At 55.5% G+C, this 13,104-nt stretch carries 9 protein-coding genes and 1 pseudogene; 3 read left to right on the forward strand and 7 right to left on the reverse strand.

The annotated features are described in order from the left end of the window. Positions 1 to 196: 196 nt before the first annotated feature. From HKD31_RS14925 to HKD31_RS14955, 7 genes are read right to left on the reverse strand one after another with little or no spacing between them, the layout of a single operon-like run. The gene (locus HKD31_RS14925) at positions 197 to 658 is read right to left on the reverse strand and encodes a nitrate reductase associated protein (RefSeq protein WP_194265632.1); all 462 of its coding nucleotides are present in this window, start codon (positions 656 to 658) and stop codon (positions 197 to 199) included. A 28-nt stretch (positions 659 to 686) separates the two neighbouring features. Continuing rightward, on the reverse strand, positions 687 to 1,667 hold the full coding sequence (locus HKD31_RS14930; protein ID WP_062105933.1) for a CmpA/NrtA family ABC transporter substrate-binding protein: 981 nt from the start codon (positions 1,665 to 1,667) through the stop codon (positions 687 to 689). Next, positions 1,664 to 2,245 (reverse strand): ANTAR domain-containing response regulator, encoded by a 582-nt coding sequence (locus HKD31_RS14935; RefSeq protein WP_194265633.1) that lies wholly within the window; start codon positions 2,243 to 2,245, stop codon positions 1,664 to 1,666. Before HKD31_RS14935 ends, HKD31_RS14930 begins: the two co-directional genes overlap by 4 nt. Before the next feature lie 15 nt (positions 2,246 to 2,260). Further along, entirely contained in the window at positions 2,261 to 6,184 is a 3,924-nt protein-coding gene (locus HKD31_RS14940) for a bifunctional nitrate reductase/sulfite reductase flavoprotein subunit alpha (RefSeq protein WP_194265634.1), read from the reverse strand. Between the two features lie 5 nt (positions 6,185 to 6,189). After that, a complete protein-coding gene (nirB, locus tag HKD31_RS14945) occupies positions 6,190 to 9,090 on the reverse strand; it encodes a nitrite reductase large subunit NirB (RefSeq protein WP_062105930.1) in 2,901 nt (966 codons plus the stop codon). A 26-nt stretch (positions 9,091 to 9,116) separates the two neighbouring features. Beyond that, positions 9,117 to 10,763 (reverse strand): alginate export family protein, encoded by a 1,647-nt coding sequence (locus HKD31_RS14950; protein ID WP_062493767.1) that lies wholly within the window; start codon positions 10,761 to 10,763, stop codon positions 9,117 to 9,119. Then, entirely contained in the window at positions 10,763 to 11,944 is a 1,182-nt protein-coding gene (locus HKD31_RS14955; protein WP_062493765.1) for a nitrate/nitrite transporter, read from the reverse strand. The genes HKD31_RS14950 and HKD31_RS14955 overlap by 1 nt, the downstream gene beginning before the upstream one ends. A 327-nt stretch (positions 11,945 to 12,271) precedes the next feature. Here HKD31_RS14955 and HKD31_RS14960 point away from each other — a divergent pair. The 3 genes and pseudogenes from HKD31_RS14960 to HKD31_RS14970 form a co-directional block, all read left to right on the forward strand. After that, positions 12,272 to 12,403, forward strand: a pseudogene (locus HKD31_RS14960) (transposase); the annotation flags it as partial. A 67-nt stretch (positions 12,404 to 12,470) separates the two neighbouring features. Beyond that, positions 12,471 to 12,749 carry a transposase gene (locus HKD31_RS14965; protein ID WP_194265635.1) on the forward strand — a complete coding sequence of 93 codons (279 nt, stop codon included), beginning with the start codon at positions 12,471 to 12,473 and terminating at the stop codon, positions 12,747 to 12,749. Then, entirely contained in the window at positions 12,746 to 12,937 is a 192-nt protein-coding gene (locus tag HKD31_RS14970) for a hypothetical protein (protein WP_194265636.1), read from the forward strand. Before HKD31_RS14965 ends, HKD31_RS14970 begins: the two co-directional genes overlap by 4 nt. Positions 12,938 to 13,104 lie beyond the last annotated feature (167 nt).

Below are 13,104 nucleotides of genomic sequence, written 5' to 3' on the forward strand. Positions count from 1 at the left end.
ATCCGTCAGATCCCCTCGTGCCATCCCCGCTTCACCTTATCGCCTTCGTAGAAGCAACCAGTGAATCAGATCTCAGGATGATCGTATAGACCTTTTGTCAACACGACCTAGTGTTTAGCCCAGAGAGCTTAAGCGCAAAAGCTGGACTTTAGAATCAGGAAATTCATTTTCAAAGCGACCCCAATATTAAACACTCTCAAAGAGTAAATTCTCTCAAAGCCGCAGGAAGATTGTGATTTTCGTGGCCGGATCGGCAGAGTTTTATAAGAGAAAATCGTTGTAATGGGGTTAAGGTCGCCCATTTTTGTGGCGACACAGGGGAAAGATTTTTTTCTAAAATCTGCTTCTGGAGGCACGTCGGTACAGAGTGTTCATCTTTCCACTCTGTAGGTTGCGGTGTAGCAAGAAAAACAGGTTCTTCGTTGGAGCGTGCTCGAATTAATTCTTTCAGAAATTGACGATAGTGCTGTTTATCGACATCTGACTCTGTCGAACGGTAACAGAGTTCGTAGCGATCTTTGTAATTGAAACGGCTCCACTGGCGAAGGCTCAGTTTTATTCCACACTCATCAAGTTTCATGCGCACGCTCATTGGAATACAGCGCAGTGTATCGGCAAAGTCGCGTTCGAAACCAAATATTTGCAGATCTGTGCTCATGGTTCTGTCTCTGAAAAATTAGGGTTGTTCAGGAAATAGGTGCGGGTGTGAGCCAGCCCAGTTCGTAAAGCCGCGTCATGTTGGCTGGAGTTAACCAACATTGTGCCTGCATGGCCTGAGTCATCCAGTTGATCGAAAAGTCGTCATCTAACGCCGAAAAATCGAATTGCATGGAGTTTGGTGTCTTGTGACCCGGCATGATTTGTGCGGTTGCTTCCGGGGGAAGGGCAAGGCCGCCGTTCGCAAGAGAGTTGGAAAGTTGACGAACGACTTCTGCAGAATTGTTGGGGTCCATACAAAAGTGTGTCGCTTCGCCGACGGCTCTCTTAAGAGCTTGTGACAACGCAGGTGAACTCTGGCTCCATCGTTGCGTCGTCACGAGAGTTTTCTCCAAATGACCGGGGCGGATGCTGATGGAACCAGTCACGATGAACCCAATGCCACGAATATCAGCTTCAGTTCCCCACGGTGGGCCGGCACAAAAGCCGTCGATTTCTTGGGAGCCCAAGGCATCAATCATGCGGTCAGGTGGCATGACGACGATTTCCACGTCGTGTTCCGGATCGGCGTGAATGCTCCTGAGAAAGTCTATCAAAATAAGGAAGTGAGTCGAGTACAGGTGCACAACAGCCAGCTTGGGACGACGTCTCAGGATTCTCTGCCAGATTTGAAAATTCCGCTGTCCTGTAGTGAAATCTCCCCCGAGGAATGAGGGGACTTTGGGTCCACGAAGAACAATCGTATTCCCGCCGCGACTGACAGGAATGCCCGGCCCGAGATTGATTTCTCGGCCACGGTGACCAAGCGCTGTCATAATCGCCAGAGGCGGAAAAATCAGAGCAGCGTCCAGTCCGTTCCAGACGAGACCATCTGCAACATTGGCCCAGGATGGCGATACGATAAGTTCTGCATCTAGCCCATGTCTCTCAAATATTCCTAGGTTACGAGCAATAATCAGAGGGGCGCTATCTGCCAGCCTCAGCAAGCCTATTCTGATGGCAGAACTCATGATGCATCATCCTTGGTCTGAACCCGGAGGTAATCGGCGGCAACATCCACCATTTTGCGGGCCTGCTGCATGGCTCGGCGTCTGAACCAACGATAGGCTTCAGCTTCGCCGCAGCGTTCGTTGCGCATGAAGGTTTTCTTCGCTGTATCGACCGTTTCCCGGTCTGAAAGGACCTGCCGAGCCGCTTTCAGTTCAGCCGTTGTTTCCTGAAAGCGGCGATATAGGGCAATTGCCGATCGAAGCAGGAGTTTGACGTTCCGAGGGGGCGTATCCATCACATTGTAGGAACAGACTCCCGCTGCAAAAGCATCTTCCATAAGAGCCTCATCGTCTTCGTCCACAAAGAGTGCAATGGGGCGTTCAAGACCGGAACAAGACAGCGCACGGACACTATCCAGCCCATCGCGATCAGCGCGACAGATATCCACGAGCACAATGTCAGGAACATGAGTTTTGACGGCTGCAATCAGGCTTTCATAACCCTCAAGCCGGATGACCTCCAGTGAAGGGTCAGCTTTCAAAATCTCTGAGAGGGCCCCAGCACGCTGGGAATTCTCGTCTGCGAGAAGAATTTTCATTGTCATGGGCCCGGCTCAGTACACGTCACGGACGTAGCGTCCATTTCGGGTGAGGGTACTGACATAGTCATCAGCCTGCTCCGAAGACATAATTCCATGACGTGCCACGATGCGCCGCAAGGCACTGTCCACATCCCGAGCCATACGGGCGGCATCTCCACAGACGTAGAAATAGGCGCCTTCCTGCAGCCAGTTCCAAAGTTCTTCCCCGTTTTCTTCCATCCGGTCCTGGACATAAATACGTTGGTCCTGATCACGGGAGAATGCCGTGTGCAGATGCGTCAGGCAGCCTTGCGCCATGAAGCCTTCGAGTTCCTCGCGATAGTAGAACCCGTTTTCTTCATGACGTTCTCCGAAGAAAAGCCAGTTTCGGCCGGGACTGTTACAGGCGGCACGCTCTTGAAGAAAGGCGCGGAAGGGGGCAATGCCTGTGCCCGGTCCAACCATGATGACAGGTTTGGCATCGTCTTCCGGTAGACGGAACTGGGATGTTGCCTGCAAAAAGACGGGAACCTCAGATCCTTCAGACAAACTGGCCAGCCAGTTTGAGCATAAGCCAAGGTAGGGTTCATTATTGATACCCACAGTAATGTGGACGCTGTCAGGGTAGGCTTTCAGAGATGATGCGATTGAATAGAGGCGCGGCTGCATCCGGCGGAAAAGGTTCGGGATCTCCTGCGCCTGCACGTCGAGTTTGGTGGCAGCCAGCAACTCGGGCAGGTAGCCGGCAGATTGTGCTCCCAATTTTTCCAGAAGCGCAGGAGATGGCCGGGAAAGATCAAAATGTCTGGTCAGGGCGTCTTTCAGAGACACGGTCCCATGGCCTCGAACGGAGACTGTCGTATCGGAAGACATCCCCAGAGCGTTCAGAACTGTTTCAACGGTTGAGCCAGCATTGCAGGGCCAGACCCCGAGAGCGTCCCCTGGGTCATAGTGCAGTCCAGTCCCTGAAAGATTCAGAACGATCTGCCGGGTTTCCTTGTCGCTATTACATCCCGTCAAGTAATGATTAAGGCTGACGCGTGCAATTACGGGGGTGGCCCGTGTGATGGCTGGTGCGTCCGGTAACGGAATGGCTGGTGTGAAAGCTGCTTTGGCACCCAAGGCAGACAGAAATCTGTGCTGCCAGGCCTCAACCGTTTCTTCATAATCGGGCTCGCAATCCTGCCGTTCCATAACCGGGATTGCACCAAGCGCCTTCAGGCGTTCATCAAGAGCCCGGCCGAAGCCACAGAAATTGGCGTATGAAGAGTCCCCCAGCGCCACCATGGCGTAACGAACATCTTCAAGCGATCCTTGGGTTTTGCGAAGCTCATCCCAGAAAGCGTTGGCACTATCAGGAGCATCTCCGTCGCCGAAGGTGGAGACGACGAAGAGGACCGTTCCGGAAAGATCGGCCGGTTTGCAGCTCTCTAGGCTCATCGCATCGACGTCATGCCCGCTTTCTTTCAGCCAGATTATGAGTTCTTGAGCCAAGCCTTCTGCCCGACCTGTTTGGGAGGCCCATCGAATAAGAAGCTTGGGGTGGGTGTTTGTCGGGCTTTCCGAAACAGCAATATCCTTCGTTACAGGACTGCGTGCATATAGGCCTGCTAAAAGGCCATTAATTCTGGCTTTCTGCTCTGTCGGTAAAGGAGCGCTCAGAGGGACAAAAGGAAGCTCGTTTTCCGGTGGAGCAAGCCTCAGGCCTTCCATAAAGCCCGTCAACCACTGACGGCTTTCGACAGACAGAGCCAGTGGCTCTGAAGCAACGAGGCCAAGATGCTGGGTCATGTGGTCAAGCGGCATAGTAGCAGCGTTCTCCTCTGCCGAAGCAGAAACAGGTTCGATGCGCGAGAGGGACACCGCGCAGTGTTTGATCCCGGGCTGAAGCGAGACGGGGTCCGTGAAATCGGCCGTGACAGCGTTGATTGTCAGATTTTCGCCGAAACGGTCGTTCCAGTGAAAGGGCGCGAAGCATGTTCCGGGCGCAACGCGATCGGTAGGGCGGGCGGGGAGGACTGCTGTGCCCCGGCGTGACCGAAGCTCGACAGGATCTTCCTTGCCGATGCCCAGTCGTTCGGCATCGGCCAGAGCGATTTCGACAAAAGGCCCGGGGTTAAGCTTGTTGAGTCCATCAACCCGCCCGGTTTTTGTGAGCGTGTGCCATTGGTGCTGGAGACGGCCCGTGTTGAGCAGGAAAGGAAAATCCTCATCTGGCTGCTCTTCGAAAGGGAGATAAGGCCGAGGATGAAAAATTGCTTTTCCGTCATCGGTGGCGAAGACCGGAGGTTTATTTGGGTCTGGCCGGTAGCGGATCGGGTGGCGGGGCAGGGTGCCCCCCGCCTGGTTCGGCCACTGGACAGGTCCGGATTTCAGGCGGCCATGACTGACCCCGGAAATATCGTACCCCGTTTTGGGGTTCGCGAAACGGCTGAGTTCCGCAAAGACTTCGGCAGCAGATGAGAAGGTGAAAGCCTCCTCAAAGCCCATTTCGCAGGCAACGCGGGCAATGATGTCCCAGTCTGCGATGGCTTCACCAGGCGGGGAGACAGCCTGCCGGGCCAGCGTCATGGTACGGTCTGAATTGACCAGCACGCCGTCTCCTTCGACCCATAACGCACCCGGCAGAAGAATATCCGCATAAGCGGCGGTTTCCGTGTCGGCGTAGGTATCCTGAACAATAACCAACTCTGCGGCTTCAAGGGCAGCCGTGACGTTGGCGCGCCGTGGCACGGTCACGACAGGGTTGGTGCAAATGATCCAGCACGCACGGATTTCTCCGCGGTTCATGGCTTCGAACATTGCTATCGCGCCATGGCCGCCCGCTTTGCGAATGGTTCCTGCGGGTAGCTTCCATTGCTGCTCTACAAAGGCACGGTCATCATCGACCAATGCCGTGCGCTGTCCGGGGAGGCCGGGTCCCATATAGCCCATTTCCCTGCCACCCATGGCGTTGGGCTGCCCGGTAAGGGAAAAAGGCCCAGCCCCCGGGCGACAGATGGCGCCCGTCGCGAGGTGAAGATTGCAAATTGCGTTGGTATTCCACGCTCCCGAAGTGCTCTGGTTCAGTCCCATGGTCCATAAAGTCAGCCATGCATCTGCTTCCGCAATCCATCTGGCGGTTGTTTCGATATCGTCCTTCGAAAGACCGGTAATCTCGGCAACGTTCTCGGGATGATAGTCCGCGAGAAAAGCGGGCATCTCGCTCCAGCCTTTTGTCGCACTGGCTATAAAGTCCGGATCTATCGCGTCATCGCGGACCAGAATGTGAAGTAGGCCGTTCAGCAGAGCCAGATCAGTGCCGGGACGGATCTGAAGGAACAGGTCGGCCTTGTCTGCCGTCGCAGCCCGCCGTGGATCAACGACGATGAGTTTTGCTCCCTGACGCTTACGGTCCATCAGACGCAGGAACAGGATCGGGTGACAGTCGGCCATATTGGCGCCAATCACGAAGAACAGGTCCGTGCAGTCAAAGTCCTCGTAGCTTCCGGGGGGGGCGTCTGCGCCCAGAGAGAGCTTGTAGCCGGCACCCGCCGCAGCCATGCACAGACGGGAGTTGGACTCGATATGCTGTGTTCTCAGGTATCCCTTGACGAGTTTGTTCGCGAGATACTGTGCTTCCAGAGACATCTGGCCGGAGACGTACAGGGAGATCGCATCCGGTCCATGTTCCTCCAGAATGTTCTTCAGGCGACGGGCCGTTTCCTTGATGGCAGCCTTCATTTTGGTGGGAACGGGCAGGGACGTTCTATCTGGCCGGATCTGGGCAATATCCAGCCGCGCAGACGACGATACTGGTTTGTCGCAGGAGCTTCCCTTGGTGCATAGGCGACCACCATTCGTCGGGTGCTCGGTATCTCCGCGCACCTTGACGATCTGATGGTTCTCAACCTCCAGCACGATGCCGCAACCGACACCGCAATAGGGGCAGACAGAACGGATCTCTTCCCGTGCCATGACTGTCAGGCAGAAAGACGTTCTGCGGCGGTTTCTATAACCTTGGCGCGGATTTCAACCTTGCCTTCCGCTGTCAGGCGCCCCTCCCAAGTGCGCAGGGATTTGCTGGGATCTTCAAGGCAGATCCCGCTTTCGAGATTGAAGTGCTGTTTGTAAAGCGGGGAGGCGACAACGAGCTGTCCCCGCAGATCCCCCATGATACCGCGCCCAATGATATTGGCCTTCGAGAACGGGTCATGGTTGTCTACGGCAAAAACACGGGCTGTCGTTGTTTCTGTTTCCGGCAGGTAAAACAGGGCAATCTGTGCACCTTCATACCAAGCAACCACCCCTGATTTTGGCACCAGATCACTAGTGTTGCAGAGGGCTGTCCACTCCACAGGGCCGGACTCTTCAGGAACGGCCGCCTGATTTGGGGCTGGCTTGACCTGGTCGCGCTCAGGAACAAGCTGAACGTTTGGATCGGGGCGGGTGTCATTGACGAAGGTGCGGAAACGTTTGAGCTTTTCACCGTCCGTGAGGGCATCTTTCCATTCACAGTGGTATGTTTCGACCACGTGTTGCATCTGACGCTCCAGCTCTTCGGCAATGCCAAGGCTGTCCTTGATAATGACGTCCTTGAGATAATCCAGACCGCCCTCCAGGCCTTCCCGCCAGACAGACGTGCGCTGGAGCTTGTCTGCGGTGCGAATGTAGAACATCAGAAACCGGTCGATGTATTTCACGAGCGTTTCTGAATTGAGATCGGTCGCGAACAGCTCTGCATGGCGAGGACGCATTCCGCCATTGCCACAGACATACAGGTTCCAGCCATTCTCCGTGGCGATGATGCCCACATCCTTGCTCTGTGCTTCGGCGCATTCACGGGTACAGCCGGATACGGCGAATTTAAGCTTGTGAGGAGAGCGCAGCCCCTTGTAGCGGTTCTCCAGATCCAACGCCTTACCGACGCTGTCCTGGACGCCATAACGGCACCAGGTGCTTCCAACACAGGATTTTACCGTCCGGGTAGACTTTCCGTAGGCATGCCCTGTCTCAAATCCAGCATCCAGAAGTTCTCCCCAGATTTCAGGAAGCTGATGCAGTTGGGCGCCAAACAGATCAACGCGCTGGCCACCGGTGATCTTGGTGTAAAGGCCATATTTTTTTGCGACCTGCCCGAGGACAATCAGTCTGTCCGGGGTAATTTCCCCACCAGCAATGCGGGGAACCACGGAATAAGTGCCGTTCTTTTGCATATTGGCCATGAACGTGTCGTTCGTGTCCTGCAAAGGAATATAGAGCGGATCGGTGATCGGCTTGTTCCACGCAGAGGCCAGGATCGAGCCAACGGTTGGCTTGCAGATATCGCAGCCAAGACCCCCGTTACCATGGCGGGCCATCAGCTCTTCAAAACTGCGGATCCCGTGGACACGGACAAGGGAATAGAGCTCCTGACGCGTATGGGAAAAATGCTCGCAGAGGCTGTGATCGACCTCAATGCCTCTGGCCGCAAGTTCCGTTTCGAACACGCTCTTGAGCAGTGCGGCGCAGCCACCGCAGCCTGTACTGGCTTTTGTGCCCTGTTTGAGCGCGGCAAGGTCAGCGCATCCCGCATCAATGGCGTTACAGATCGAGCCTTTCGTGACGTTGTGGCAGGAGCAGATCATGGCCGTATCGGGCAGGGCATCCGCACCCAGGAGTTCTGCCCCTTCACCACGCGGCAGGATCAGTACAGCAGGGTCAGCCGGTGGTTTGATGCCATTCTGAACATACTGGAAGATGGTGTCATAATAGGAGTTGTCTCCGACGAGGATCGCCCCGGTTACGCGCTGGCCATCCGCAGAGAGAACGAGGCGCCGATAGGAACCGTCTGCTTCTCCAATGAAGCGGTAGCTCGTCGCACCGGGCTCACGGCCATGCGCATCGCCGATCGAGCCGACATCCACGCCCTGAAGCTTGAGCTTGGTAGACATGTCCGCCCCCGTGAAGGCCGCATCTTCTCCGGCCAGCAGGGAGGCAACTGTGCGTGCCATGGTGTATCCCGGCCCGACCAGACCAAAGACCTGACCCTGCCAGAGGGCGCATTCGCCTATGGCAAAAATGCCCGGATCGGACGTCCTGCACTGATTGTCGATCACGATGCCACCACGCGCGCCCACAGCTAACCCGCAAGCTCTTCCAAGCTGATCTGTAGGGCGGATGCCTGCGGAAAAGACCACCATATCGGTTTCGAATGAAGGACTGTCTGCGAATATCAGGCGATGACGGTGCTGGTCTCCTGCAACGATTTCCTTTGTCGCATGTGACGTTCTCACATCGATACCCAGCGCCTCGATGCGGCTGCGGAGCGCGCGGCCACCGTCTTCATCGAGCTGGGCTGACATCAGATGTGCTCCAAGCTGAACAACACTGACCTCCAGCCCTAGAAGTTTCAGGGCATGAGCAGCTTCCAGACCCAGTAACCCTCCGCCGATGACAGTTCCGTGGCGAGCGCCCTGAGCCGCGGCACGGATGACGTCCAGATCTTCAAGCGTACGGTAGACCAGCCCCGCAGTTCCGGTATTGCCCGGGACTGACGGAACGAAAGGCGTAGAGCCTGTCGCCAGTATCAGGGTGCTGTAGGGCAGAAGACCATCTTCACTTTCCACGGTCCTGGCGTCACGGTCGATCCGCATGACTGGAACACCCAGATGCATGGTGATGCCGTGCGCCGAGTGAAAATCTTCCTCATGCAGACGCAGGGCCAGCGCATCCTGACCCGTCATGTATTCCGTAAGATGAACGCGGTCATAGGCATGGTGGCGTTCAGCACCAAAGACATGGATTTGATGCGTTTCATGCAGTCCGTGCATGACGAGCTGCTCGGCGCAGTAATGTCCAACCATCCCGTTGCCGATGATGATGATGTTTTCTTTCATGGTCATCCGTCCGTTCTGTGGGTCAGTCATGGTCAGAACTTGAATTCGAGGGTCTGCATGTAGAATGCGTCGCTCTTTGCGCCTGCTGCGTGCATGCTACGGGACGCGATGAAGCCCACGATGTCGTGCGTCCAGGTCCAGTGCGGAGCAAAATTCCAGGCAAGCTGCGTCTGGGGAGCAGCTCCGATAAAGCCGCCGGATAACCCATTGCGCCAGGAATAGATCTTGCCTGTGCCATAAACCGCATCCTGTGTGCTTTCCCGCCAGAAGAAAGGAACATGCAGCTTGAAGTGAAGGTTTTTCCGTAGGGCAAACGTTGCGAGCGGCCCTACACCAATCAGGTTCTGGGACGTCACGGACAACGTGACGTCATTATAATACGGCAGAGGAAAATAGGGGGAGGCAAATGTTCCGACTGCTCCATCTTTGCTCTTGTAGGAGCCGCCGGAGAACAGATCCGCCTGAAGGCCAGCGCTCGGTTTTGTCGGAAGATCGGGCCGGTTATACAGCAGGGATGCATTGACGGCATAAGCCCGTACGGCGCGGGTTGGCTGGCTTTGCTGTGCTGGCCGAAACTGGCCTCCCTGAAACACACCGCTCAGGCTCGTCGAGAAAGGGCCGACATTTCCCCACAAACGCATGCCGACATTGTCCCGGCGGCTGGAACCGGTCTCTGTACCCGTTGTGGTCGGGATAGACGCTGTAGTGCCACTGTAGAGATAGCCGATGTAAAAGACGTCTGCGAAAAGCTGGCTCTTCTTTCCCATGGCTCTAAATGCGGGAAGCGCCGTGGACGTCATGGCGCCATACATCCTGGCACTGTAGTTCGTGCCGTCCCCGAAAACAGCGTCAGGCAATTTGTTGGTCTGCATGAAATCAAACAGATCCACCCGAAAACGTTTCCAGATGGCATAGCCACGGAAACCATCCCAGGTTTGCTGGGCATTGGTCAGGTCTCTGGCAGACTGCATGAAGACTGGCGTATCAAGGAATACCTGACGGCCGCCAATAACACCTGCCTTGGCGCCCAGAATATTACCCCTTACTTCCAGAATGCCCTGCTGAAGATCCAGTCGCTCCCTTTGAACGCCTGTCTGATAACCATATGTATTGGAGCCTCCAGCAACGCCGTACAGAAACTCGGCATAGGCGCGGACATGCTCCCCCAGATGGAGATCCACGCCATACAGATTGCGAAGAAGAATACGGTTGGCATTGGTTTTGCCGGCCGTCCCCATCAAGGGCTGATTTTCATAGATGTAACGGAAGCGTTCCTCCGCATTCAGAGACAGCCAGATACTTCCGCTCTCATTGAGGCGAATGTACTTCAGGCGATTGAACCAGTCATTTCTGCGCTGTTCGGGCGGCATGTTGACAACATCGCTCCAGTCTTCCGCCCAACGAACCTGACCAAAGCCCGTCATTGACCCGAAACCGGAAGCGGCGCCGTTCCCCGCATTGAAAACGCCCCAGTCCGGGGAGTGGAGAGGCCGGCCCTGCTGAGAATGAACCGTCTGGCTGACCGCTTTTACTTTTGATGTTGCAGACGGGTGAATTTTGGTGCTGGGGTGAGGGGTATCGTCAGCTTTCAAAGAGCTGGAGAATGCCATTGCTCCCAAAGCGAGACCTGCCAGAACTGGCGTATAGGGATGAGGCGTAAAAATGGAGAGGCCAGCCATCATGCTTTCTCCATCCAACGACGATGACACAGAACAACGGAGATGCAGGCAATCAGGCAAATCCCGGCAAAGGCAAGAAATCCAGGCCCGTAGGAATTGACGATCTGCCGGGCTTCGCCGAGTGACAGGGCCAGATAAAACCCGCCAACACCGCCAGCCATCCCAACCAAACCGGTTAGAATGCCGACCTGACGCGGGAAACGAGTTGGCACAAGCTGGAAGACGGCTCCATTTCCCAGACCAAGCGTCAGCATCCCGAAGAAGAATGCCGGGAATGCGAGATAGATCGTCGGAAGCCCGAGAGAGATGATGCCAAAGCAGAACGCTGCGATTGCATACAGAACGATCAGAGCCTTTGTACCCCCAACGCGATCGGCAAAGGCTCCGCCAACAGGTCGCACAAAAGAGCCAACGAAAACGACAAACGCCGTGCATGCACCGGCAACTGCGGGTGAAAGGCTATATTGGTCATTGAAATAAATGGTCAGGAAAGACGCAAGACCAACGAACCCCCCGAAGGTCACGCTGTAAAAAAACATCAGTAACCAGCTATCGACTGATCCCAGAACGGATCCCCATGCGCGCAGGCCGGGGGATGGCGGTCGATTGGCAGGTTCCTTGGCAAGAACGAGAAAAAGCAGCAAAACGCAGATGAGCGGAAACGTTGCTAGCCCGATGACATTTCGCCATCCGACCAGAACCGCAAGTCCAGGCGCAAAAAGTGAGGCAAGGGCAGTTCCTGAGTTGCCTGCACCTGCAATGCCTAGAGCGGTACCCTGATAGTGTGGGGGGTACCAAACAGAGGCAAGGGGAAGGGCGATTGCGAAAGACGCGCCTGCAATGCCAAGAATACCCGCAAGCCCAAACATCTGGGCGTAGGTATGCGGCGCAAGGTACCAGATCAGGACAAGGCCTATAATGACCGTAAGCTGCGCCGCAATCGCAACATGACGAGGACCGAACACGTCCACGAGGCCGCCTGCCAGTACGCGAAACCCGGCCCCAGCCAGCACTGGGGTTGCGACAAGAAGACCTTTCTGCCCGGCATTCAGATGCAGGTCATGTGCGATAGCAATGCCGAGAGGCCCCAGCAGAACCCAGATCATGAATGAGACGTCGAAATACAGAAAAGCGGCCAGCAGGGTGGGTGCGTGCCCAGCTTTCAGGAAACCCCTGTCCACAATACATTTCCAGACGACACATCAAAAAGGATGCATCATCGCCCTCTCGGGCCAGTGGACCGCCATTGATCCACCCCATGCGTCTCTGTCCTGACCGGACAAACCCGACTCTCCACCGGCACTGACGGAGCCTCGCTATATTGTGTGAGGAGACTATATTACGGAATGATCCTATTCCAGAATAAAAAGAAAATTTTGAAATTTATATAGTTTCGGAACGACTCTTGGTTTCGACATAGCTCGCTATGGCCTCTTTTCTCATGTTAGGCTCAGGGCCCATTGATTTGAGTGTGGAAATCTGATTCAGGCTCGGTGAGGAGACTGAAGATGAGCGATCTGTTTTGGCTGACGGATGAACAGATGGAGCGTCTGCGGCCGTTCTTTCCCAAGAGCCACGGCAAACCTCGCGTCGATGATCGCCGTGTGCTGAGCGGCATCATTTTTGTGAACCGCAATGGTGGACTTGCTACGGTTTTGTGCCGGTTGACTGAGCGTTTTAAGCTCACATCAGGAGAGGCACGGAACCATGGCAGTGACGCACACAGAAGAATTCCGCCGTGAGGCGGTAAGGATTGCCTTGAGCAGCGGTTTGTCACGGACCCGCGTGGCAGCGGATCTGGGGATTGGCAAATCGACATTGGGACACTGGATTTCGCAGTATCGGACCGCTGATCTGTCAGTGCCTGAACCGCAGGCCGATCTGGTCCGGGAGAACGAGCGCCTACGCCTGGAGAACCGCGTTTTGCGGGAGGAGAGGGAAATCTTAAAAAAAGCCACACAGTTTTTCGCGAGCCAAAAGATATGAGGTTCGCCTTCATCCGTGAGCATCGTAGCCGTTGGTCGATCGAGAGCCTGTGTCGTGTGCTGCGTGTATCGACACGTGGTTATCGCGCCTGGATTTCCAGACCCGTTTGCCAACGCCAGCGCACCGATTTGAAGGTTCTGGCGCATATCCGTGAGCATTTTGTCCTGAGCAACTCCACCTATGGTTGAGGTGGTCCCGTCCGTTCGGACAGTTTTGCGGGCTTGATAAGCTATACCCGGTTGTTGTTATGCCGCCCTTCTGACGGCGTTGCTGTTGGCCATCTGGTCCGGGGTTAACCCCGGACCAGATGGCGTCGGCACGTTATGATACGCCTCATCGGGCGTTCGTCCAGCCA

It is taken from the genome of Gluconobacter potus, from assembly GCF_015244705.1.
GTDB lineage: Bacteria > Pseudomonadota > Alphaproteobacteria > Acetobacterales > Acetobacteraceae > Gluconobacter > Gluconobacter potus.